Here is a 23,559-nt window from a genome sequence, read left to right on the forward strand (position 1 = left end):
CTAGACCATCGTGTCGCCCGGCGGCAACCCGAACTCGTTGTTTCCGAAGATCTGGTACGCCCGCTCGGGGTCGTTGGCCGCGTGCACCCGGCCCGCGTGCGCGTCACGCCAGAACCGTTGCACCGGTTGGTCGTTGCCCAGGGCGGTGGCGCCGGAAGCCTCGAACAGCCGGTCGATGGAGGCGATCGCACGCCCGGTCGCGCGCACCTGGTCGCGCCGGGCGCGGGCGCGCAGCTCGAACGGGATCTCCTTACCGGCGGACAGCAATGCGTACTCGTCGGCGACGTTGCCGCTCAGCTGGCGCCAGGCCGCGTCGATGTCGCTGGCCGCCTCGGCGATGCGCACCTTGGCGAACGGGTCGTCCTTGGCCTTCTCCCCGGCGAACGCCGCGCGCACCCGCTTGCCCTGGTGCTCCACGTGCGCGTCGTACGCGCCGTAGGCCATGCCGACGATCGGCGCGGAGATGGTGGTGGGGTGCATTGTGCCCCAAGGCATTTTGTAAACCGGGGCGGTGTTGGTCTGGTACCCGCCAGCGGTGCCGTCGTTCATCGCCTTGTAAGAGAGGAACCGGTGCCGCGGCACGAACACGTCCTTGACCACCACCGTGTTGCTGCCGGTGCCGCGCAGGCCCACGACATGCCACACGTCGTCGATGCGGTACTCGCTGCGCGGGATCAGGAAGCTGCCGAAGTCGACCGGTCGGCCGTCCTTGATCACCGGACCGCCGAGGAAGGCCCACGTCGCGTGGTCACATCCGGACGACCAGTTCCAGGAACCGTTCACCAGATAGCCACCGTCGGTCACCACGCCGGCGCCCATCGGCGCGTAAGACGACGAGACCCGCACGTTCGGGTCGTCGCCCCAGACTTCCTCCTGGGCCTGCTGGTCGAACAGGGCCAGATGCCAGTTGTGCACGCCGATGATCGAGCTCACCCAGCCGGTGGACCCGCAGGCGCTGGCGAGCCGTCGCACCGCCTCGTAGAACAGGGCCGGATCGCATTGCAGGCCGCCCCACTGCTCGGGCTGCAGCAGGGTGAAGAAGCCGATGTCCTGCAGTTCCTGAACGGTCTCCTCGGGCAGCCGCCGCAAATCCTCCGTCGCCTGAGCGCGCTCCCGAATCCGCGGCAGCAGATCATCGATGCCAGCCAAAACCGACTGCGCGTCGCGTTGTTGAATGGACGTCACTAGGTTTGCCTCCTGGGCCAAACTTACTCAGCGGACTTACACCAGAGACTAGAACACGTTCCGATTTGTGTCGAGCAGGGTATTCCTGCGGCTGGTAGCGATACGAATCCGCTTTTCTGTAACATGTTCTAGTTGTAACGAGAGGGAGGATGGGTCTTGGCCGAGGCCAATCTCGACGAGCCGCTCGGTGACCACGTCCTTGAACTGCAGATCGCCGAGGTCGTCGCCGAAACGGACGACGCGCGGTCGCTCGTGTTCGCGGTGCCCGACGAGCCGGGCGATCCCGACATCCCGCCCGAGCGGCTGCGGTACGCACCGGGCCAGTTCTTGACGTTGCGCGTTCCCAGCGAGCGCACCGGATCGGTGGCCCGCTGCTACTCGCTGTGCAGTTCGCCGTTCACCGACGACGCGCTGACCGTCACGATCAAACGGACCGCCGACGGATACGCGTCGAACTGGCTATGCGAGCACGCGCGGGTGGGCATGCGGATCCACGTGCTGGCGCCGTCGGGCAACTTCGTGCCGAAGACGCTCGACGACGACTTCCTGTTGATGGCCGCGGGCAGCGGGATCACCCCGATCATGTCGATTTGCAAATCGGCCCTCGCCGAGGGCAGCGGCCAGGTGACGCTGCTCTACGCCAATCGCGATGAGAAGTCGGTGATCTTCTCCGACGCGCTGCGCGAGCTGTCGGCCAAATATCCCGACCGGCTCACGGTGGTGCACTGGCTGGAATCGCTGCAGGGCATGCCGAGCGTGACCGCGCTGGCGAAGCTCGCCGCCCCGTATACCGATCGCCCGGTGTACATCTGCGGGCCCGGCCCCTTCATGGATGCCGCCCGCGAAGCGCTGGAATCACTGAAAGTGCCCGCGCCGCAAGTGCATATCGAGGTGTTCAAGTCGTTGGACTCCGACCCGTTCGCGGCGGTGAAGATCGACGACACCGCCCCGGGCGACCAGCCGCCGGCCACCGCGGTGGTGCAGCTGGACGGTGAAACCCACACCGTGTCGTGGCCGCGCAACGCCAAGCTGCTCGACGTGTTGCTCGCGAAAGGTTTGGATGCGCCGTTCTCCTGCCGCGAGGGCCATTGCGGTGCGTGTGCGTGCACCTTGCGCAGCGGCAACGTCAGCATGGAGGTCAATGACGTGCTCGAGCAGCAGGACCTCGACGACGGCCTGATTCTGGCCTGTCAATCTCACCCGGAATCTGATTCGGTAGAAGTCACCTACGACGAGTAGTGGCGGGGTTAGGTTCACCGTTAGGGTTGGCGAACCGAGAGGGGAGCAGCATGAAGCGGCTGATAACCGGGTTTGCAGTGGTCGGATCGGCGCTGACGTTCCTGCCCGGCCCGGTCGCCGGCGCGGCCAGCAACACCGCGACCACGTTGTTCCCGCTGGACGGACCCAATCAGCTGGAGACGCGCACCATCCTGAATTGCTTCAAGTCCGACGGCCACTGCGACTTCACCGCCGGCGCGGACATGCTGACGCCCGACGGGGTGACCGGCTTCCCGCACGAGCTGTGGGCCCGCCAGACCACCGAGATCCGGTCGTCGAACCGGCTGGCCTACCTGGACGCGCACGCCACCGGCCAGTACGAGCGGGTGATGAAGTCGATGGGATCCGACGAGATCACCACCGTGTACTTCGGTGAGGGCCCGCCGGACAAGTACCAGACGACCGGCCGCATCGACTCCACCGATTGGCAGACCGGTCAGCCCAAGACCGACAACAACGTCATCGTCTGCACCCACATCCAGGTGGTCTACCCCGGGGTCAACATCACCTCGCCCAGCACCTGCGCCCAGACCACGTTTTCCTAGAGCCGCCGCTCGCCGAGATTGCGTGCATGGCTGTGAAATTGTGCGATCCACGACCGTGGTGGCGACCTCGCCGGATGCCCCGCGAACATCATGGGTGAGCGCGTAACACTCACGGGGACACAGCAGACCGCGCTGGTCACCCTCTACGGCAAGGCGCTGGAAAGCCGCCGGCCCGATTCCATCCTCGGCGACGATGAAGCCGACCGGGCCGTGCGGCGCCTCGACTACGACTTCGGCACCCTGCGCATGCGCCGTCGCGATCAGCAGTCCTCCGCGGTGCGCTCCAAGGCCTACGACCGGCGGGTAATGCGATTCCTCGACGATCACCCCGCCTGTGTCGTATTGCATTTGGGCTGCGGGTTCGACACGCGGGCCTACCGCGTCAACCCGCCGGCCACGGTCGACTGGTACGACATCGACCTGCCCGATGTTATCGCGTTGCGCCGCAAGCTGTTTGAACCGCGCGCTGGACTGCACGTTGTCGGCGCCTCGGTCACCGACCCGCAGCTGCTCGGCGGGATCGCCGGGGACCGTGAGGTTCTGGTGGTCGCCGAGGGGCTGACGCCGTACCTACGGCGCGCCGACGGCGTCGCGATGCTGCGCCGCATCGTGGGGCATTTCGGAACCGGGGAGATGCTGCTGGACGGCTATAGCCGGGCCGGAGTTTGGCTCCTGCAGCGCTACCCTCCGGTCAAAGCCTCTGGCGCGCAATTGGATTGGAGCATAGGCGATCCGCGCGAGCTGGAACGGGCGGTGCCGGGGCTGGTGTTCGACTGCGAGTGGTGGTTCGCCGACGCCGAAGACATCCGCCGGTACTACTCGCCGTGGTATTGGTGGCTGATGCAAGCGCTCTTCCGGATCACCCCGGTCCGTCGCCAGGGCCGGGGCCTGCGTTACCGCTTCGGTTCAGGCGTGTGACCTGGAGTCAGCGCGGTAAGCCGAGGAGTCGCTCGGCGGCCACGGTGAGCAGGATCTGCTCGGTGCCGCCGGCGATGGTGAGGCAGCGGGTGTTCAGGAAGTCATACACCGCGTGGTTGCGGACCAGGCCGCCGCCCTCGGCGACGTCCATCATGAACTCCGCCAGCGCCTGCCGGTAGCGCACCCCGATGAGCTTGCGGACGCTGGACTGCGCCCCCGGGTCCTGCCCGCCCACGGCGAGCTGGGCGATCCGCTGGTCCAGCAGCGCGCCGGTTTGGGCGATGACGATCAACCGGCCGAGCCGATCCTGCTGCGCGGCATCGAGATCCAGCTCCGCCAGCACCTTGAGCAACTCCTCCATCGGGTTGCCCAGTGCGGTGCCGGTGGCCATCGCAATCCGCTCGTTGGCCAGCGTGGTGCGGGCCAGCCGCCAGCCGTCGTTCACCGCGCCGACCACCATCTCGTCGGGGACGAACACGTTGTCCAGGAAGACCTCGTTGAACAGTGAGTCACCGGTGATCTCGCGCAGCGGGCGGATCTCGATGCCCGGCGATTTCATGTCCACCAGGAAGTAGGTGATGCCCTTGTGCTTCGGGGCGTCCGGATCGGTGCGCGCCAGGCACACGCCCCACCGCGCCTTGTGCGCCGCCGACGTCCACACCTTCTGCCCGGTGAGCAGCCAGCCGCCGTCCCCGCGCGCCGCCTTGGTGCGCAGCGACGCCAGGTCGGAGCCGGCTCCCGGTTCGGAAAACAGTTGGCACCAGAGGAATTCACCGCGCAGGGTGCCCGGTACGAAGCGCTCGATCTGCTCCGGCGTGCCGTGCTCGAGGATGGTCGGGGCCGCCCACCAGCCGATCACGAGGTCGGGCCGCACCACCCCACCGGCCGCCAGCTCCTGATCGATCAGCAACTGCTCGGCCGGCGACGCGCCACGCCCATGCGGCGCCGGCCAGTGCGGTGCCTGCAGCCCGGCCTCGGCGAGCGCCGCCTGCCGCTTCTCTTCGGGCAGCGCGGCGATTTCCGCGATGGCGGCGGCGATCTCCGCACGCTCGCCCTCGACGTCGGTGAGGTCGATCCCCAGGCGTCGCCGCACACCGCCCTGCGTCAGTTCGGTGACGCGGCGCAACCAGCGCTCGGCGCCGCCGAGGAAGCTACCGATGGCGTGCGCCCGCCTCAGGTACAGGTGCGCGTCGTGTTCCCAGGTGCAGCCGATGCCGCCGAGCACCTGGATGCAGTCCTTGACATTGGCTTTCGCGGCGGCGATGCCGATGCTCGCCGCCAAAGCGGCCGCAATCGAAAGCTGGTCAGCATCGCTATCCCCTGCGGCGCGTGCGGCGTCGGCGGCGGCCACCTCCGCCTGCTCGGCGCGACACAGCATTTCCGCGCACAAGTGCTTGACGGCCTGGAAGCTGCCGATCGGCTTGCCGAACTGCTCGCGGACCTTGGCGTAGTCGACGGCGGTGTCCAGCGACCAGCGGGTCACGCCCGCCGCCTCGGCCGCCAACACCGTCGCCGCCAGCTCCTCGACGCGCTGTGGCGAGTCGGTGATCTTGGTGGCCGGTGCCGACGTCAGTACCACCCGGGCCAACGGCCGGGAGAAATCGGTGGCGTCCAGGGCCTCGATCTGCACGCCGTCGCTCTCGGAGTCGACCAGCAGCCAGGTCCCGCCGGCCGGCAGCAATAGGACGCCCCCGCCGGCGGCACCCAACACCAATGGCAGCACGCCCGAGGCCCGCGAGTTTTCGATGTCGAACTGCGCGTCCCCGTCCAGCGCCAGCCCGGCGAAGCGTTCGCCGGCGGCCAGTTGCGCCAGCAGTTCGGGGTCGGAGACGACGAGCGTTGCCAGCGCCGTCGTCGCCACCGGCCCGGGCACCAGGGCCTTGGCGGCTTCCTCGACCATCGCGCACAGGTCCTCGACGCTGCCACCGGCCCCGCCGTTCTCCTCCGGGATCGCGACTCCGAAAATGCCCAGCTCGGCGAGGCGGGCGAACACCGGGCGCCACGCGTCGGCGTCGCCTTGCTCGACCTCTCGGATCGCGGTGGTCCCGCCGGGTCCCGCCGCCGAATTGCGGGCCCAGTCGCGCACCAGCGCACGCGCGGCGAATTGCTCGTCTGTGACGGTCGCTACCACCCTCGGGACCTCCGCGTCCTTCGACTCGACGTGACATTGGGGCCTACGACCCCTAGCTCTCGATTCTCCTGCGTGTCTCGGGTCGCTGCGCAACCCGCCTCGTCGCAGACTAGAACGTGTTCTAATAGTGCCAGCGATCGACCGTCAAGTCGAACGCCATCACAGCAGCACACGCGGCTGTCCCGGCGGTACGGAGGTGGGAAATTCACACTCAGCATGCGTATCGTTTGCAAGCGAGCCGCCAGGAACAGGAGCAACCCGTCATATGCCAGCCGGTGCCAACTCGAGGGCCAACGCGAGCCGCGCTTCTGACTCGCAACCGCGCGAGGTCATGAACGTGGCGGTATTGGCGGAGTCCGAACTCGGCTCGGAGGCACAGCGGGAACGCCGCAAGCGGATCCTGGACGCCACCATGGCCATCGCCTCCAAGGGCGGCTACGAGGCGGTCCAGATGCGCGCAGTCGCGGACCGCGCCGACGTGGCGGTGGGGACGCTGTACCGATATTTCCCGTCGAAGGTGCACCTGCTGGTGTCGGCGCTGGGCCGGGAATTCAGCCGCATCGACGCCAAGACCGACCGCTCGTCGGTTACCGGGGGCACGCCGTTTCAGCGGCTCAACTTCATGGTCGGCAAGCTCAACCGTGCGATGCAGCGCAATCCCCTGCTCACCGAAGCCATGACGCGGGCCTACGTCTTCGCCGACGCCTCCGCGGCCAGCGAGGTCGACCAGGTTGAGAAGCTCATCGACTCCATGTTCGCCCGGGCGATGGCCGAGGGCGAACCGACCGAAGACCAGTACCACATCGCCCGGGTGATCTCCGACGTCTGGCTGTCCAATCTGCTCGCCTGGCTCACCCGGCGCGCCTCCGCCACCGACGTCAGCAAGCGGCTGGATCTGGCCGTGCGGTTGTTGATCGGGGACCAGAACGGCGGCTAGGCGGCGATCGCAAGCGCGGCGTTGGGGGCACCTCCCGCTTGCGGGGGACCGGGCGCGGCGGGTCGCCGCCATCAGCCATGCCTCGCGCGACAGCTAGGCCGGCGGACCGGCGGTGCGGCCGCGGATCAGCTCGGTAGCCAGGACCTCCGCGACCGGCAGGCCCGACCGCGGCGGATTCAGCAGTAGCTCACCGGCCCGGCGGCCCTTCTGCAGGCTGGGCTGAGACACGGTGGTCAGCCCACGGCCGACCGCGTCGGGCACGCCGTCGAAGCCGGTGACGGTCATCTGCCCGGGCACGTAAATGCCATGTGCGCGAAGGTAATCCATGGCGGACAGGGCCAAGATGTCGGCCGTACACATCAGCGCGGTGATCCGCGGGTTGGCCTCCAGCGCCGCCTTGGCGGCGGCTCCACCGGAATCCGGCAGGTGCTCGTAGCTCTCCACCACGGTCAGCGCATCGGGGTCGACGCCGGCGGCCGTCATCGCCTCCCACACGCCGATGATGCGTTCGCGCTGCACGTCGAAGGCCGGCGACCGCAACCGGTCCGCGTCCACCAGCCCCTGCCGGCGGTCCCGGCCCAGCCGCATTGTCAGCAGCCCGATCTCGCGATGCCCGAGCCCGAGCACGTAGTCCGCCAGCTCGCGCATCGCCGCCCGGTCGTCGATGCCCACCCGGGACACACCGGCGAGCCCCTTCGGCTGGTCGACGACCACGACCGGCAACCGGCGCTGCAAGACGACCTGCAGGTACGGGTCCTCTTCGCAAACCGAATACACCACGAAGCCGTCCACACCGGCGCCGAGCACCGCGCCCGTCCCGTCCTGGATGCTGCGGCCGGGCCCGACGGCCACCAGCAACAGTCCCTGCCCCAGCTCTTCGCAGGACTGGGCGACCCCTGCGACGAAGTCCCGTGCCGCCGGGTCACTGAAGAAATAGGTCAGCGGTTCAGCCATCACCAGCCCGACCGCACCGGCCTTGCGGGTGCGCAGCGAGCGCGCCACCGGATCGGGGCCCGGGTAGCCCAGCCGCTTGGCCGTCGCCAGCACGCGCTCACGCAGGTCGGAGGAGAGCTGATCCGGCCGGTTGAAGGCGTTCGAGATCGTGGTGCGCGAAACCTTCAATTCGTCCGCCAACGACGCCAGAGTCGCACGCCGGCGCGGTGCGGGGCTCACAGTCGGTGACGCTACAGCGAATCCCCACCCGCGCCTAAGCGGCTTCCACTCGTCACTTTGTAATGGAAACGATTTTCATTAGTATTATGTGTCGGCCAGTCGGCCAGCGAGAGGACATCGGACGTGCGCATGGCGCTCAAGCGGGGACGAAGCGCGGCCGCCAACGCACCGCGTTGGCTGCCTGCCGTCCTGCTCCTGCTCGCTGCCGGCGCCGCGCCCACCGGCTGCGCCAGCCCGGCGCATCCACACGCGACCGCCGTGGTCGCCTCGACCGGGGTGTGGGGCAGCGTGGCCCGCGCCATCACCGGCCGTCGCGTCGCGGTCACAACCCTGCTGCCCGGCGGGGACACCGACCCACACTCCTACCAGGCCAGTCCATCGGACGCGGCCGCGATCACCGACGCCAGCCTGGTCGTCTACAACGGCGGCGGTTACGACCCGTGGGTCGACCAGGTGCTGGCCGGGCATCCCGGCGTGAAATCGATCGACGCCTATGCGTTCCTGAAAAACTCCGGCACCGCAGCGCAGCAGGCCAACGAGCACGTGTTCTACAACCTGGACGTCGCGAAATCGGTCGCGTTCGCCATCGCCGACCGCATGGCCGTCGTCGACCCGGTCCACGCCGCCGACTACCGCGCCAACGCCGCCGAATTCTGCCGCGGCGCCGACGGCATCGCCATCTCCGAACACGCCATCGCCAGCGCCTACCCCGGCACCGGGGTCATCACGACCGAACCTGTCGCGTACTACCTGCTGGCGGCGTCCGGCCTGGTCAACCGCACCCCGCAAGCCTTCACCGCGGCCAACGAGAACGAAACGGATCCCGCGCCGGCCGACATGGCCTTCGTCCTCGACCTGATCGACCACCGTCAGGTGTCGGCGGTGCTGATCAACCCGCAGACCTCGACCACCGCGATCAACGGCGTGCGGGACGCCGCGCGCCGCGCCGGCGTGCCGGTGACCGAGGTGAGCGAGACGCTGCCCGACGGGACCGATTACCTGAGCTGGCAGCGCAACACGGTCAACCAGCTGCTGACGGTGCTGCAGTCCGGCCGGTCAGTACAGCCGTGAGCCTCGATGCGGTTCCGGCCGTCGACCGCTACCGGGACACCGTCTCGCTGCGGGGGGCGCGGCTGGCGTTCGGTGACCGCGTGCTGTGGGATCACCTCGACCTGTCGGTGTCGCGCGGCGAGTTCATCGCCGTCCTCGGTCCCAACGGCAGCGGCAAGACGTCACTGCTCAAGGTGCTGCTGGGCCAGCTGTCGCTGTCCGCCGGGGTCGCACTGGTGGACGGAAAGCCGATGACCTCGGGCAGCGGACGCGTCGGCTACGTGCCGCAACACCGACCGATGGACCACGACGTGATGCTGCGTGGACGCGACCTGGTTCGGCTGGGCGTCGACGGACATCGTTGGGGCAGCGTGCCACGCAGATCCGCCGACCGGGCCCGCCGGCGCGCGGCCGTGCGCGAGGCGCTGCGACAGGTCAACGCCGAACACCTGGCCGACGTCCGGGTGGGGGTGATGTCGGGCGGCGAGCTACAGCGGATTCGCATCGCGCAGGCGCTGGTCAGCGACCCGATGCTGCTGCTGTGCGACGAGCCGCTGCTGGCCCTGGACCCGGCGAACGCGAAGCTGGTGTCCGCCCTGATCGACCGCCGCCGCCGCGATGCGTCGACCACCGTCATCGTCGTCACCCACGACGTCAACCCGATCCTGTCCTACGTGGACCGGTTGATCTATCTGGTCGACGGACGATTCCGGATCGGCACCGTCGAAGAAGTGATGACCACGGAGACCCTGTCCATGCTGTATGGGGCCGACATCCAGGTGGTGAAGGTCAAAGACCGCTACGTGGTGGTGGGCGAGCCGACCGACTGGGCCCACCAGTGAACCCTCGGCTCACCGGCGTCCTGGCCCACCTGCTCGACTTCGACGTCACCGCCCACCTGCTCGGCCACGACTTCGTCCAGCAGGCCCTGCTCGCGGCCGCGCTGCTGGGGCTGGTGGCCGGGTTGATCGGACCGTTCATCGTGATGCGTCAGATGTCGTTCGCCGTGCATGGTTCCAGCGAATTGTCGTTGACGGGAGCGGCTTTCGCGCTGCTGGTCGGCGTCGAGGTAGGGGTGGGCGCACTGGTCGGCAGCGCTTTAGCGGCTGCGCTGTTCGGCGTTCTGGGACGGCGGGCCCGCGAACGCGACTCGGTCATCGGCGTGGTGCTGGCCTTCGGACTGGGCCTGGCGGTGCTGTTCATTTACCTCTATCCGGGCCGGACCGCGACTAGCTTCGCGCTGCTCACCGGGCAGATAGTCGGCGTCGGCTACACCGGGCTGAGCATGCTGGCGCTGGTATGCCTGCTCGTCATCGCCGTCATCGCGACGTGCTACCGCCCGCTGTTGTTCGCCACCGTCGATCCCGACGTCGCCGCGGCCCGCGGCGTGCCCGTTCGCGCGCTGGGCATCGTGTTCGCCGCACTGGTCGGCGTGGTGGCCGCTCAGGCCGTCCAGATCGTCGGGGCGCTGCTGGTGATGTCGTTGCTGATCACGCCGGCGGCCGCGGCCGCCCGAGTGGTGGCCTCGCCGGCGGCGGCGATGGTCGCCTCGGTCGTCTTCGCCGAGGTTTCCGCCGTCGGCGGCATCGTGCTGTCGCTGGCGCCGGGTGTCCCGGTGTCGGTCTTCGTCGCGGGGATTTCGTTCGCGATCTATCTGTTCTGCTGGCTGCTGGGACGACGGCGGGAAGTTGCCTCCTAAGCTTGTCGGCACAGACGTCCGAAAGGCTCTGGTGCGTAGGCAACTCCCAATCCTCCTGCAGGCGGCGGTGTGTGCGCTCGCGGCCGGCTGCACCAGCATCGTCGGCGGTAACGCCGCGCCCGCGGACACCCGCGGTCCGCTCACGCAGGCCCCGGTGGCCGTCACCGCCCTGGACGGGCTGCTGCTCGACGACAGGAAGGTCAACGACATCCTGGGTGCGGGAATGCGGATCCGGTATCGCAGCCAGGAGATGTGGGACTCCACCCAGACGTTCAGCGAGAAGAGCTGCTTGGCGATGGCTGGGCCCGCCCAGCAGGCCGTATATGCGGACACCGGCTGGACCGCGGTGCGCGGCGAGCGACTGGACGACAGCTTCGACGACCCCAAGGTGCGCAACGACTCCGTCAACCAAGCCGTGATCGCCTACCCCACGGCCCGCCAGGCGAACGCGTTCTACGAGGCCTCGGTCAAGAGGTGGTCTGCCTGCGCCAACCGCCGCTTCGTCGACCATCCCGCCGGCCAGCCCGAGATCGCGTGGGCGGTGGCCGATTCCCATCAGGTCGGGGGCACGCTCAGCACGTCCGAAGAGCAGGTAGGCAGCGAGGACGGCTGGCGGTGCCAGCGCGCGCTCACCGCGCGCAACAACATCGTCATCGACGTGGCCGCCTGCGGCTCCTTCCTGCCCGGTGCGTCCGCGGTCGACGTCGCCCAACAGATCGCTGCCGCGGTCGTCACCCGGTAGCGACGGGGAGACGACCGGCTCTCCGGATGGCACTGGCGCCGCCCCATAAGCTGGGCGGGTGGCCCGCATCGACCTCAACGCCGACCTGGGCGAGGGCTTCGGCGTCTGGCGCCTCGGTGATGACGACGCCATGCTGCGGATCGTCACCAGCGCCAACGTGGCATGCGGGTTCCACGCCGGGGATCCAGCCGGATTGTTACGGGTCTGCCGGTCCGCCGCCGAGCGCGGCGTCCGCGTCGGGGCACAGGTGAGCTACCGCGACCTGGCCGGTTTCGGCAGGCGCTTCATCGACGTCGCCGCCGACGACCTGGTGGCCGATGTGGTGTATCAGATCGGCGCGCTGCAGGCCGTCGCGCACGCATCGGGTTCCGCGGTGTCCTACGTCAAACCCCATGGCGCGCTGTACAACACGATCGTGTCCAACCGCGACCAGGCGGCCGCCGTCGCGGAGGCGGTGCGGCTGGTGGACCCGGCGCTGCCCGTGCTGGGCATGGCGGGCTCGGCGTTCTTCGACCAGGCCTCGCGCCGCGGCCTGCGCACGGTGGCCGAGGCCTTCGCCGACCGCGCCTACCGCGCGGACGGCCAGTTGGTCTCCCGCCGCGAACCCGGCGCGGTGCTGCACGACCCGGCGGCGATCGCCGACCGCGTAGTGGCCATGGTGTCCTCCGGCCGGGTCACCGCCGTTGACGGCACACCGATCGCGGTCAGCGTGGAATCGGTCTGCGTGCACGGCGATTCGCCCGGCGCGGTGCAGATCGCGACCGCCGTCCGCGACCGGCTCGCGGCCGCCGGCGTCGAGATCGGGGCGTTCGGCTGATGCGGCTGAAACTCGGCCGGCCCGACATCGGCCGGTATGCGGATCGGTTCGACGCGCCTGGCGCCGAACCCGGATCCCTGTCGGTGACGTGGATGGGCGTGGCGACGTTGCTCATTGACGACGGGTCGTCGGCGCTGCTGACCGACGGCTACTTCTCCCGACCGGGCCTCGCGCGGGTGGCGACCGGCAGGGTGGCGCCGTCGCCGGCCCGCGTGGATGGTTGCCTGGCCCGGGCCAAGGTGTCCCGGCTGGAGGCCGTGATCCCGGTGCACACGCACATCGACCACGTGCTGGATTCCGCGTTGGTCGCCGACCGCACCGGTGCACGACTGGTCGGCGGCCGGTCGGCGGCCAATGTCGGGCGCGGATACGGACTGCCCGAGGACCGGCTCGTCGTCGCCGCGAGCGGCGAGCCGATTGCGTTGGGCGCCTTTGACGTGACGCTGGTCGAATCGCATCACTGCCCGCCGGACCGGTTTCCCGGCGTGATCGAGGCGCCGGTGACCCCGCCGGTCAGGGCGTCCGCCTATCGCTGCGGGGAGGCCTGGTCGACGCTGGTGCACCACCGTCCGTCGGGCCGGCGGCTGCTGATCCAGGGCAGCGCCGGTTTCGTCAAGGGCGCGCTGGCGGGCCACCGCGCCGAAGCCGTCTATCTGAGCGCCGGACAGCTGGGTCTGCAACCGAAGCCGTACCTGGTCGACTACTGGACCGAGACCGTGCGCGCGGTGGGCGCGCGCCGGGTGATCCTCATTCACTGGGACGACTTCTTCCGGCCGCTGTCAAAGCCGCTGCGGGCCTTGCCCTATGCGGGCGATGACCTGGACTCCTCGATCCGCATCCTCGACGAGTTGGCCGCAGCAGACGGTGTCGCGCTGCACCTGCCGACGGTGTGGCGGCGCGAAAACCCCTGGGCCTGAATACATTGAACCTGACCCTTGCGCTGGTGCTGCTCGCTGCCGTCCTGGCCTTCGCCGTCGTGCGCCCGAGGGGCTGGCCGGAGGCGGCGGCGGCGGTCCCCGCGGCCCTCGTCCTGATCGCGGTGGGCGCCATATCGGTGCATCAGGCGTTCGAGGAGGTGGCCGGTCTTTCGGGGGTGGTCGGCTTCCTGGGCGCGGTGCTGGTGCTGGCCAAGCTGTGCGACGACGAGGGCCTGTTCGAGGCGGCGGGTGCGGCGATGACGCGCGGACGCGTCGGGTCGCGCGGCCTGCTGCTGCGGGTTTTCGCCATCGCCGCCATGATCACCGCGGTTCTGAGCCTGGACACCGCGGTGGTGTTGCTGACCCCGGTCGTGCTGGCCGGCGTCCGCCGGCTGCGAACCCCGGTGCGGCCCTACGCCTTTGCCACCGCGCACCTGGCCAACGGCGCTTCCCTGCTGCTGCCGGTGTCCAACCTGACCAACCTGTTGGCGTTTCACACCGCCGGCCTTTCGTTCACGCGGTTCACCTTGTTGATGGCGTTGCCGTGGGTGGGCGCGGTGGTCACGCTGTATGCAGTATTCCGCTGGTTTTTCGCCGCCGACCTGCGCGTGCAGCCGCACCCTGAGCAACCCGGGCCGGCGCCGCGGCCGCCGGTGTTCGTGTTGGCGGTGGTCGGGCTGACGCTGGCCGGCTTCGCGGTCGCCCAGTCCATCGGGGTGGCCCCCGCCTGGGTGGCGCTCGCCGGCGCCGCGGCCCTGGCCGTGCGCAGCCTTAGCCGCGGGCACACGTCGGTGGTGGACATCGCGCGCTCGGCGCACGTGTCGTTCCTGGTGTTCGTGCTCGCGCTGGGCGTCGTCGTGCGGGCGGTCATGCTCAACGGCATGGACAAAGCGATGTCGGCAGTGCTGCCGGCCGGTTCGACGCTGCCCGCACTGCTCGCCATCGCCGCGTTGGCCGCGGTGCTGGCCAACGTCGTGAACAACCTGCCCGCCACCCTGGTGCTGCTGCCACTGGTCGCGCCGAGCGGACCGGTCGCGATCCTGGCCGTCCTGCTCGGGGTCAACATCGGACCCAACCTGACCTACGTCGGGTCACTGTCGAACCTGTTGTGGCGGCGCGTGCTTCGCCAGCACGATGTGGACGCCGGAGTCGGGGAATACACCCGCCTCGGGCTGTGCACCGTGCCCGTGTCGCTGGTGGTCGCGGTCGTCGCGCTCTGGGTGTCGGCGCGGGTGCTCGGCGTTTAACCCCGGTGGTATGCCCGAGCTGCTCCCGGGCCTCCGCGCGCGGTTGGTGCAAGGGGGCGCCCGTGAGACAGATTGAAGATCCCCAGGTCAGCGGACGCCGCAGCTGGCACAAAAGCCGCCCCTGACACCGCCGCCACTTAACGCTGTGTCAATATCGCTCTTCTTTGCTGGTAAAGACCCTATTCTTTGCGCATCGGGGAGTCGGGACCCGGATGGGCGGTGCTGGCATGACGGCTGCTGAAGTGGCATGCGTGGCATGCGGCACAGAACTGCGCCAGAATGCGAAATTCTGCGACGCCTGCGGGTCGCCGTTGACCGGGTCGGACACCCGCGCCGAGTACAAGCAGGTGACGGTGTTGTTCGCCGATGTGGTGCACTCGATGGACATCGCCGCAGCGGTAGGTACAGAGCGGTTGCGCGAGATCATGTCCGAATTGGTTGTCCGGTCCTCGGCGGCGGTGCAGCGCTACGGCGGGACGGTGGACAAGTTCACGGGCGACGGGATCATGGCGATCTTTGGGGCACCGGCTGCGTTGGAAGACCACGCATTACGCGCCTGCCTGGCCGCGGTGGACATCCAGCGGGAGGTGGAGCGCCTGGCAGCCGAGGTGGACCACGGGGATGGCGTGACGCTGGAGCTGCGAGTCGGGCTCAATTCCGGTGAGGTGATTGCGGGCAAGATGGGCTCGGACCCTGCCGGTTACACGGCTGTCGGGCAGGAAGTCGGAATGGCGCAACGCATGGAATCCGTGGCGCCACCCGGCGGGGTGATGCTTAGCGAGTCGACCGCGCGGCTCGTCGAGGCCTCCGTATTGTTGGGTGAGCTTGAGGCAGTGTGCATCAAGGGTTTCAGCACACCAGTGGGCGCACGCCGGCTGCTCGCACCAATCACGGAAACCAGGCACCCAGCCAGGTGGCGGTCGAAGCTGGTGGGTCGCGACATGGAGCTCGGCACCCTCGCCGGGTTACTCGATCAGGCGAAAGACGGCAACGGCCGCGTGGTCCGGCTGGTAGGACCGCCTGGGATCGGCAAAAGTCGGTTAGTGCTCGAGACAACCGCGATTGCGACCGAGCGCGGCGTCGAGGTCTACACGACCTACTGTGAATCCCACACCAGCGACATCCCATTCCACGTAGCGACTCGACTCATCCGGGATGTGTTTTCGATCGGTGGCCTCGGACCGGATGCGGCGCGCGCAAGGATTCGCGCCAGCCTGCCGGAGGCTGATCCTGAAGACCTGTTGTTGCTGGACGATCTGCTCGGCGTCTCTGATCCCGGCGCCTCGTTGCCGGTCGTTCATCCCGCCGCGCGCACGCGCCGGTTGACGTCATTGCTCAATGCGGCCGCGGTCGCTCGGACGTCTCCGGCGATTTTCGTGATCGAGGACGCGCATTGGATCGATCAGATCAGCGAGGCGATGTTCACCGAGTTCGCTAAAGCAGTGCCGCTGACGCGCGTGCTTTTGTTTATCACTTACCGGCCGGAGTATCACGGGCCGCTGGACCGGTTGCCGGGCTCACATCCCATTTCGCTTTCGCCGCTTCGGGATTCCGCTTCCACGGAACTTGTTAACGAATTGCTCGGGTCAGATCCATCGGTCAACGAGTTCGTCGAGCAAGTTACTCAACGCGCCGCGGGCAATCCGTTCTTCGCCGAAGAGATCGTGCGTGACCTGGCCGAGCGGGGAGTGGTGGGCGGCGAGCCTGGCGCTTATGTGTCGCAACACCACCCCACGGACCTGCGTGTCCCGGCCTCGCTGCAAGCTGCCATAGCCGCCCGCATCGATCGCCTCGGTGCGGCGGGAAAACGCTCGTTGAACGCCGCGGCGGTCATCGGACTCCGATTCGAGTCGGACCTGCTCGCCGGCATCGCGGAAGGCATCGAGCTACGAGACCTGGTCGAAGCTGAACTCATCGACCAGGTCGGGGTCACACCCGGACAGGAATACGCCTTTCGGCATCCGCTGATCCGCACGGTGGCCTACGAATCTCAACTCAAGGCGGATCGCTCTCGGCTGCACCGCAACCTGGCCACGGCGATCGAAGAACGCGATCCGAAATCGTGCGACGCGAACGCAGCGCTTATTGCTGAGCATCTCGAGGCGGCTGGAGACCTCAGCGCGGCGTGGAATTGGCACATGCGTGCCGGCGCATGGGCCCAGTCCCGCGATGTGCGGGCTGTGTATACGAGTTGGCAGCGGGCTCGCGACGTTGCCGACCGCCTTCCCGTCAACGAGCCCGACGGGTCCGCGATGCGGATAGCACCGCGAATGCTGATTTGCGGTAACAGCTGGAGACTCGGTATCAGTCTCGAGGAAGCCGGATTTGACGAACTTCGTCAGCTCTGCACCGCTGTTGGAGATGATCTGTCGCTGGCGCGCGGAACGGCCGGCATGCTGATGATGTTGTTGCTTCACAACAAGTTTCGCGAGGCGGCTGCTGGCGCATCGGAATGCGCCAGATTAATCGAGACGCGCGTTGAGCCGGCGCTGGTTCTCGATGTCATCTGCGCAGCAAGCAATGCCAAGTATCAAGCCGGTGAGGTCGTCGAAGGATTGCGGTTGGCCCAGTTGGCCGTCGATGCGTCCGGTGGTGATCCGACCAGGCCAAGCACGATCCTCAGGGTTCCGGTGGCTCTCGCATTGGCGTTTCGTGGACTGAACCGACTGTGCCATGGACTGCCCGGCTTTCGTGACGACCTCGACGAGGCAGCCTCGATGGGCCGGGCGTCGGGGGACACGTTGAACTACTCCACGTCCCTTTTTTGGAAGTACGGCTTTCCTGTTCTCAATGGTGCCGTACTACCCGATCAGATGGCCGTCCAGGAGACCGCCGAAGTGCTGGAGATGGCCAAGCGTTCCGGTGACGACTACGCAGCGGATCGCGCGCGAATAATTCGCGGCCTCATACTCGTTCGCCGGCCGGGTCAGCGGGCAGCTGGCTTGAAGCTGCTCAACTCGTTCGGCGAGGACTCGTCGCAGAACGACCTGTCAGCGTGGTGGCTGCGGCTCGTTGACACCGATATCGCGAAGGAAAAGGCCAGAGTAGGCGACCTCGATGTAGCGATTGCGTTGGCACGCGATGCTGTGGACTTCAGATTCACCTCAGGGGACATGACCTCTCGTGGGCCTGCCGTCACGGTGCTGGTGGAATCACTGCTCGGGCGAGGCACCGAGTCCGACATCACCGAGGCCGCTGCGGCTATCGAGACGTTAGCGGCGGTTCCGGTCGACCCGGGCTTCGTGCTGCACGAACTGCCCCTGCTGAGACTTCGTGCCCTGCTGGCTCAGGCTCGCGGCAACGACGCTGGATACCGATCATTCGCGAACCGGTATTGCGCGATGGCCAATGACCTTGGCTTCGAAGGGCATATGGCGATTGCAGAGGCGATGACATGACCACAGCCCGGGTTGGCATCCAGTTGGACACAGACATGAGACCAACCGCAAAGCCGCATGCCTGGTTGATGCTACGAACCGGAACTCCTGTTCTTGGAGCTATTAGGGGTGGTAGATGCCGCTTTCCGAGCTCATGATCGATACCGTTCTCGGGCGCCTACACGTCGAAGTCGAAGGTGAAGGATCTGTTGCGGTGCTGTGGCACAGCCTGTTCGTCGATTCCCGCTCCTGGTCGCGGCTACGCGGGCTGCTTCGAGAAGACCGACGCCTAGTCCTGATCGATGGCCCTGGCCACGGGAAAAGTGGTTATCCGACAGCAGATTTCGATCTCGACGATTGTGCCAAGGCGGCTACCGAGGTACTCGACGCCTTGGGTGTGCAAAAGCCCGTCGACTGGTTAGGTAACGCATGGGGAGGCCACGTCGGGCTCACGCTGGCCGCCAGTTCACCGGACTGGTGCCGCAGCGTGGCGACGATCTCTACCCCGGTGCAAGCGCTCAGCCGCCGCGAACGGATGACGATCGTGCCGATGGTGTGGGCCTATCGCTACGTCGGTGCCGCTCCCCCGCTCACGAATGCGGTTGCAGTCGCCATCCTCGGCAAGGAATTCATGCGGTCGCAGCCCGATGACGCCGCCGCCGTGATGCAGGCATTCCGCGGCGCGCCCCGAGCCGGCATGCATCGCGCCATGAAGTCGATCATGTTGAACAGGCCGGGTCTTGATCCCCTGCTACCACGCATCGACACTCCGACCGTGATGATGGTGACGACCGCGGACCCGATCCTTCCGGTCGCACAGATCCACAACGCGGTGGCTCAGATGCCTGCCGCGCGAGCCGTCGAGCTATGCGGTGAGGGCCATGTGGCCCCGATCATGACGCAGGTCGACGAACTGGTGGAGATCATTAGGGCGTTCTGGCGCGACCCGCGGGATTACGTCGCAACCGGGTCACTCTGATCTGGTGTCTAGGAGCGCGAGCAGACGCAGCCCCGGGGTTTGAGCGAGTCTGCGTCTGCTCGCCTGGTAACCGCCACCACTGTGGCGGCTGGCGTTCAGCTGATCGAATCTCTGAACTCCACGCCTTCCTGCAGCGCCTGAGCAGCTTGGGCCATGTCGACGACGGGATAGATCTGGTATTCGGCGATCATGGCGAATTTGCTTGTGGTGTCCGCCAAGTCGGCCGGGTTGTCGGTTTCCACCACGGCGAAACCGCCACTGCCATCCACTCGACCAAGGAACTGGTGATACGTCGAGCTCTGAGGCTGCGTCCACTTCGAGAACACGGCCAACCCGCGCCGCAAGGACTCTTCGTTCTCGGCTGCCGAGCCGCTCACACGGTAGGTCCACGCCAGTACATACTTCATTGCATCCTCCTTGGGATTTCGTTGGTTTTGACGGGGCCTGGGGTCCGCGCACGGACACGGGCGCGGATGGGCGCGGCGGCAACCACCGTGAACGGTGTTGCCAGCGGGAAGTCTTCGTCGAGCGATTCGATCTCGGCCGCGCGAATCATCGTCGCGAGTGCGAGTGTGGCCTCCAGCATCGCGAAGTGGTCGCCGACGCATGACCGCGGACCGCCGCCGAAGGGGAGGTACTGCCAACGGCTTCGACCTCTCGACCGTTCCGGAAGGAACCGGTCCGGGTCGAAACGCAGCGGGTCCTCCCATAGCGCGGGGTCGCGGTGCAGCGCGTAAAAGCTCACCAGCGCCATGGTTTCGGCCTCGACCCGATGGCCGTCCACGACGATGTCGCGGGTGGGGCAGCGCATCGTTCCCGCCGCGGGCGGACACAACCGCAGCGCTTCGTGCAACACGCGCACGGTCAGGGTGAGCTCGGGCACATCGTCTGGGGTCAGCGCCCGCTCACCCAGCGCGGAGACCTCCGCGCGGACCTGCTCCTGGATGTCGCGGTGGCGCCCCAACGACCACAACGCGTAGGTCAGGGTGGTCGAAGTGGTGTCGTGGCCGGCGAGCATGAACAGCACCAGCTCGTGGCAGATCTCATCGTCGGACAACGGCCGGTCGGTCTCTGGATCGATCGCCTCGATGAGGGCGCGCACTAAGGGGGCATCTAGATCGGGGTCGACACGAACCGCGTTCAGAATCTCGGCCGCCAGCTGGTGCAGGGTGTCGTTGGCCCGGCGAGCGGCGCGCTGGCCTCTGGTGGGCAGCCACCGCGGCGGGTTCACCGGCCGAGCCGCGCGGTCGGCAACCCATGTCAGTGAAGCGCGCAATGCACGACCCACTTCGTCGGCGCGCTCATCGAGGTCAACCCCGAGCACCGAGCGCCCCAGTGCGCGCAGGGTCAGCTTGCGGCACTCCGTATCGAGGTCCAAGAGCGCGCCGCCTCGCCAACCGTCGGCGACGGATTGCGCCGCCGCGGCCATGTGTCCCGAATAGCCGGCCACCCGTCGCTTGGTGAACATCGGCTGCAGCGCGCGTCGTCGCGGTAGCCAGCGGTCGTGCGGAAGGTCGAGTAAGTTGCCCCCCATCAGCGCGAGCAGCTCCACCATGGTGCGGGTACGGCCCCGGTCGGCGATCTCGTCGGTGCGGCCCAACAGATCACGCGCGCCTTGCGGGCTGGCAATCAATACCACGTTCGGTAACAGCCACTTCGGACCGAGCACGAGCCGGGTGATGGGGCCGCCGGCGTCCACCAGCGCTTGCATGCCGTCGACATAAGACCGCACCGCCTTAACCTGCCGCCAATACGGGAGCGGGTTCTTCGGCGCCAGCGAGCGCGGCCTGACTTCAGATTGTTCGAGCATCTCGACCATGCCGACTCCTTTGTCGAATGGCACGGTATTGCCGAATCAGGTGCGTTCACATGCGTAGTCGGCTACTCGACTTCGCGAGTATTTGGGCTCAGCCCGTCCCGCAGTCACCCGGCCCGGATCTGACGATCGACGCCAACGCCTCGCGTGATTGAGCCCCAACCCGCTGGCACGCCCGGTAGACGTGTCCTTCTACAGTGCGCACCGACATCACCAAATTCTCGGCGATCTGGCGGTTTGAGAGGCCGGCCACGACGAGCTCGACGACATCGCGCTGGCGGCCCGACAACTTAAGGCCCGTCGGCGTGCGCAGCGCCGGCGTGCATAAACCGCCACATTTTTGGGCCAACTCCTTGGCCAACGCCGCGGCATACAGTCCGCGCCTGTGCTGCTGGCTTTCGTTGAACGCGACCGAAGCCTGCGCCGCCGCGTCAGCGGCCGCGGCCCGATCACCGATCTGCCGGTACGCTGCCGACGCCTCCAGCAGGCCTTCGCCATCACCTGAGAGCAGGCTTTCCGCATGCAGGGCAACAGCGTTGGCCAGCGGCAGCGACAACGCCGCGGCTAGCTCGCGTGCCCGCACCGCCTGTGAGGCGTCGCCCCATTGGGCCGCGACCTGTATGCAGGCCAGCTCATGGGTGGGCTGGCCGCGCTCGCGGGCAAGCTGAGCAGCCTGGTGGGCGCTCGTCACGGCCTCGCTGAGACGACCGCTTGCTGCCAACGCCCAACCGCTAGCCAGCGACAGGGCGGTGTGCATGAACAAAAAGTCAGGCGGCACACACGACCGCGCCCCAGCTACAGCGTCGTTGGCCTCGGTGGGTTGTCCGAGCTTGGCGTGGGCCTCAGCCAGGGCGAAGTAGCTCGCCGCGCGCAAACCCGTTGTGACGGAGTGTTTTTCCACCCCGGCAAGCGCTTCGTGCACCAGTCGGGCCGCCTCGGCGACGGCACCGCGCACCAGTTCGGCGTTCCCCAGCAGGAGCGCCAGGTTCGCATACGCCAGACCCGGAATGTCGCGGGCGGAGTCGGCCAGTTGCTCTGCCGTGGTGACGAATTCGTCGATGCGCCCGGTCAATCGGCAGGCACGACCGTAAACAGCCCCGAACCAAAACCGCATATGGGACGCCTGGAACGACGTCGTCGTGCGCCGCAGCGCCTGCTCGGCCACGTCCGCGAGCTCATCGACCTCCCCCAGCGCACCCATCGCCATGATCAGCGCAAGCGATGCCATCATCGCGTGAAAGCCTGGTAGGGCTTCGAAACTCAATGCGGCCCGGGCCCGTTCGGCCGCAAGCGCGCAGCGCGCGGACATCGCGTCCAGGCAGGCCTGGACGGCCAGACGCTCCGCCGCCTGTGCCGGGGTCTCGGGGCTCGCGGCGAGACCGTCCAGGATCGCCGCAGCGGCTTGCGGGTTACCGAGCATCCAGGCCAGGTTGGCGGCCCGCACCGTCGCCCAGTGATGGCCGTCAGCCAAAACGGTGCCAGCCATGTCGCGCAATTCGGTCTCGGCCTCCTCGCCACGTCCGAGCAGCACCAGGTTCATTGCCAGCACCCCGGCCGCTCCGGGTGCCCCGGCTTGCGAAGCCGCAGTGGCGAACCGGTCAGCCAGATCCAGATCCAGCAGCGTCATGGCGTGCCGCGCCGACTCCAGATAAAGGTCGGGGTCGGGATCAAGGTCCGATTGGAGCCTCAGCAGCGCGCGCCGCACGGTCGCCTGCATGTCGGCGTCACCGTCTTTGGTCAGCCGGGTCACCAGCCTGCCCCTGATTCCCGACAGATACATCTCGCCGGCGCTCGCGCGGCGCAGCTCACCGAACAGCGGGTGCGCCAGCCTGGCCGTCAGGCCGCCACCGGAGCGCTCGACGTTCACCAGACCCATGCTCTCGGCGACCGTCAGGTCGCGCCGGCGCGCCAAATCGCACAGCGCATCGACGGCCAACGGCTCGCACTGCGACAGCGTGTCTACCACGAGTGCCACTCCCGGGCTGAGCCGACCCATCTGGCGCGCGACGGTGTCCGACAGGCTCGCCGAGACCGCGACGTCGCCGTCCCACATCCACACCCCGGCCAATTTGCGCATCCGCCCGGCCGCTATCTGATCGCTTAGTAGCTGCTGGAGGAACAAGGTATTTCCCCCGGTCAGCTTCCGGAACCTCGCCGCACTTCGGGCGTCGACTGGACCGCCAAGCGTGCTCTCGATCAGTTGGCGTGTTGCGCCGGCGGAAAGCGGTTCGAGATCGATGCGCGCCAGCAGCCCGTCCTTCCACAACGCCGTCACGGCGTCGGGCTCCGCACCGCCGGTTCGTAGCGTTACCACCAGCCGGGCCCCGCCCGACTGCGCCAACTGGTGAACAACAAGGGCGGACAACCCGTCGAGCAGGTGAGCGTCATCGATTCCGACCATCACACGAGCCCGATGCTGTTGCGCGACAAACGAATCGATCACTCGGCGCACGTTTGCCAGTGGATCCGACATCGCATCGCCGAGCGCCCCGATGAACGCCCCCAGCGGTAGCGCACAAGCCGACTCTGTGCCGACGATCCACTTTGTCCGCTCACCGGACGCCTCGGCGCAGCGGAGCACTTCGCGGGCCAGCCTGGTCTTGCCCACACCGGCGGCTCCGGCGATCACTACGCCGGAGTGCTTGCCAGCCCCGTTCAATGCGCGGCGAATGATCGCTAATTCAGTGTCACGCCCGGTCAACGGCTCTCCGCTGATCACGCGGCGACTATAGCGGTGCGGCGGTGTCA

The 23,559-nt window shown here is 67.7% G+C and carries 19 protein-coding genes; 13 read left to right on the plus strand and 6 right to left on the minus strand.

Annotation, left to right across the window (positions count from 1 at the left end; genetic code table 11):
- Complete coding sequence (hsaA, locus tag A5750_RS17965) at positions 1 to 1,185, minus strand: 3-hydroxy-9,10-secoandrosta-1,3,5(10)-triene-9,17-dione monooxygenase oxygenase subunit (protein WP_066955370.1); 1,185 nt, start codon at positions 1,183 to 1,185, stop codon at positions 1 to 3.
- Positions 1,186 to 1,341: 156 nt separating this feature from the next.
- Here hsaA and A5750_RS17970 point away from each other — a divergent pair, with 156 nt between their 5' ends.
- From A5750_RS17970 to A5750_RS17980, 3 genes are all read left to right on the plus strand, one after another.
- On the plus strand, positions 1,342 to 2,424 hold the full coding sequence (locus tag A5750_RS17970; RefSeq protein ID WP_067264615.1) for a ferredoxin--NADP reductase: 1,083 nt from the start codon (positions 1,342 to 1,344) through the stop codon (positions 2,422 to 2,424).
- 50 nt (positions 2,425 to 2,474) lie between these two features.
- Positions 2,475 to 3,008, plus strand: a complete 534-nt coding sequence (locus A5750_RS17975; protein WP_066955376.1) for a hypothetical protein — start codon at positions 2,475 to 2,477, stop codon at positions 3,006 to 3,008.
- A 90-nt stretch (positions 3,009 to 3,098) separates the two neighbouring features.
- Positions 3,099 to 3,926: a class I SAM-dependent methyltransferase gene (locus tag A5750_RS17980; RefSeq protein WP_067264618.1), complete on the plus strand. Its 828-nt coding sequence runs from the start codon at positions 3,099 to 3,101 to the stop codon at positions 3,924 to 3,926.
- A gap of 7 nt (positions 3,927 to 3,933) precedes the next feature.
- Here the strand turns inward: A5750_RS17980 and A5750_RS17985 are convergent, their stop codons facing one another.
- Positions 3,934 to 6,057 carry an acyl-CoA dehydrogenase gene (locus tag A5750_RS17985; RefSeq protein ID WP_067264619.1) on the minus strand — a complete coding sequence of 708 codons (2,124 nt, stop codon included), beginning with the start codon at positions 6,055 to 6,057 and terminating at the stop codon, positions 3,934 to 3,936.
- A 337-nt stretch (positions 6,058 to 6,394) separates the two neighbouring features.
- Between A5750_RS17985 and kstR the strand changes: the two genes are divergently transcribed.
- A complete protein-coding gene (gene kstR, locus A5750_RS17990) occupies positions 6,395 to 6,994 on the plus strand; it encodes a cholesterol catabolism transcriptional regulator KstR (RefSeq protein ID WP_197505457.1) in 600 nt (199 codons plus the stop codon).
- A 93-nt stretch (positions 6,995 to 7,087) separates the two neighbouring features.
- Here kstR and A5750_RS17995 read toward each other — a convergent pair whose 3' ends face one another.
- The gene (locus A5750_RS17995; protein WP_067264621.1) at positions 7,088 to 8,167 is read right to left on the minus strand and encodes a LacI family DNA-binding transcriptional regulator; all 1,080 of its coding nucleotides are present in this window, start codon (positions 8,165 to 8,167) and stop codon (positions 7,088 to 7,090) included.
- 129 nt (positions 8,168 to 8,296) lie between these two features.
- Here A5750_RS17995 and A5750_RS18000 point away from each other — a divergent pair, with 129 nt between their 5' ends.
- From A5750_RS18000 to A5750_RS18040, 9 genes are all read left to right on the plus strand, one after another.
- The gene (locus A5750_RS18000) at positions 8,297 to 9,238 is read left to right on the plus strand and encodes a metal ABC transporter solute-binding protein, Zn/Mn family (protein WP_067264622.1); all 942 of its coding nucleotides are present in this window, start codon (positions 8,297 to 8,299) and stop codon (positions 9,236 to 9,238) included.
- Entirely contained in the window at positions 9,235 to 10,059 is an 825-nt protein-coding gene (locus tag A5750_RS18005; protein WP_066955392.1) for a metal ABC transporter ATP-binding protein, read from the plus strand. The genes A5750_RS18000 and A5750_RS18005 overlap by 4 nt, the downstream gene beginning before the upstream one ends.
- On the plus strand, positions 10,056 to 10,916 hold the full coding sequence (locus tag A5750_RS18010) for a metal ABC transporter permease (protein WP_066955395.1): 861 nt from the start codon (positions 10,056 to 10,058) through the stop codon (positions 10,914 to 10,916). Before A5750_RS18005 ends, A5750_RS18010 begins: the two co-directional genes overlap by 4 nt.
- A gap of 31 nt (positions 10,917 to 10,947) precedes the next feature.
- On the plus strand, positions 10,948 to 11,658 hold the full coding sequence (locus tag A5750_RS18015; RefSeq protein WP_231989242.1) for a sensor domain-containing protein: 711 nt from the start codon (positions 10,948 to 10,950) through the stop codon (positions 11,656 to 11,658).
- Positions 11,659 to 11,716: 58 nt separating this feature from the next.
- Entirely contained in the window at positions 11,717 to 12,475 is a 759-nt protein-coding gene (locus A5750_RS18020) for a LamB/YcsF family protein (protein WP_067264625.1), read from the plus strand.
- Positions 12,475 to 13,392, plus strand: a complete 918-nt coding sequence (locus tag A5750_RS18025) for an MBL fold metallo-hydrolase (protein WP_067264628.1) — start codon at positions 12,475 to 12,477, stop codon at positions 13,390 to 13,392. Before A5750_RS18020 ends, A5750_RS18025 begins: the two co-directional genes overlap by 1 nt.
- Positions 13,393 to 13,397: 5 nt before the next feature.
- Positions 13,398 to 14,639 carry an SLC13 family permease gene (locus A5750_RS18030; protein ID WP_067264701.1) on the plus strand — a complete coding sequence of 414 codons (1,242 nt, stop codon included), beginning with the start codon at positions 13,398 to 13,400 and terminating at the stop codon, positions 14,637 to 14,639.
- Between the two features lie 227 nt (positions 14,640 to 14,866).
- On the plus strand, positions 14,867 to 18,037 hold the full coding sequence (locus tag A5750_RS18035) for an adenylate/guanylate cyclase domain-containing protein (protein WP_067264631.1): 3,171 nt from the start codon (positions 14,867 to 14,869) through the stop codon (positions 18,035 to 18,037).
- A gap of 115 nt (positions 18,038 to 18,152) precedes the next feature.
- Positions 18,153 to 18,995, plus strand: a complete 843-nt coding sequence (locus A5750_RS18040) for an alpha/beta fold hydrolase (protein WP_066955407.1) — start codon at positions 18,153 to 18,155, stop codon at positions 18,993 to 18,995.
- A gap of 95 nt (positions 18,996 to 19,090) precedes the next feature.
- On the opposite strand, the gene A5750_RS18045 is transcribed toward A5750_RS18040, so the two are convergent.
- From A5750_RS18045 to A5750_RS18055, 3 genes are all read right to left on the minus strand, one after another.
- Entirely contained in the window at positions 19,091 to 19,402 is a 312-nt protein-coding gene (locus tag A5750_RS18045) for a DUF3303 domain-containing protein (protein ID WP_066955410.1), read from the minus strand.
- Positions 19,399 to 20,814 (minus strand): cytochrome P450, encoded by a 1,416-nt coding sequence (locus A5750_RS18050; RefSeq protein ID WP_067264633.1) that lies wholly within the window; start codon positions 20,812 to 20,814, stop codon positions 19,399 to 19,401. The genes A5750_RS18045 and A5750_RS18050 overlap by 4 nt, the downstream gene beginning before the upstream one ends.
- Before the next feature lie 88 nt (positions 20,815 to 20,902).
- Entirely contained in the window at positions 20,903 to 23,530 is a 2,628-nt protein-coding gene (locus tag A5750_RS18055) for a LuxR C-terminal-related transcriptional regulator (protein ID WP_067264636.1), read from the minus strand.
- Positions 23,531 to 23,559: the final 29 nt, after the last annotated feature.

Origin of the sequence: Mycobacterium sp. 852002-51613_SCH5001154 (assembly GCF_001667425.1) — a bacterium.
Classification (GTDB): Bacteria; Actinomycetota; Actinomycetes; order Mycobacteriales; family Mycobacteriaceae; genus Mycobacterium.

Coding starts and splice junctions, on each gene's coding strand:
- A5750_RS17975 (WP_066955376.1), top strand. CDS start 2,475: ATGAAGCGGCTGATAACCGGGTTTGCAGTGGTCGGATCGGCGCTGACG.
- A5750_RS17980 (WP_067264618.1), top strand. CDS start 3,099: ATGGGTGAGCGCGTAACACTCACGGGGACACAGCAGACCGCGCTGGTC.
- A5750_RS18000 (WP_067264622.1), top strand. CDS start 8,297: ATGGCGCTCAAGCGGGGACGAAGCGCGGCCGCCAACGCACCGCGTTGG.
- A5750_RS18025 (WP_067264628.1), top strand. CDS start 12,475: ATGCGGCTGAAACTCGGCCGGCCCGACATCGGCCGGTATGCGGATCGG.
- A5750_RS18035 (WP_067264631.1), top strand. CDS start 14,867: ATGACGGCTGCTGAAGTGGCATGCGTGGCATGCGGCACAGAACTGCGC.
- A5750_RS18040 (WP_066955407.1), top strand. CDS start 18,153: ATGCCGCTTTCCGAGCTCATGATCGATACCGTTCTCGGGCGCCTACAC.
- A5750_RS18045 (WP_066955410.1), bottom strand. CDS start 19,402: ATGAAGTATGTACTGGCGTGGACCTACCGTGTGAGCGGCTCGGCAGCC.
- A5750_RS18050 (WP_067264633.1), bottom strand. CDS start 20,814: ATGGTCGAGATGCTCGAACAATCTGAAGTCAGGCCGCGCTCGCTGGCG.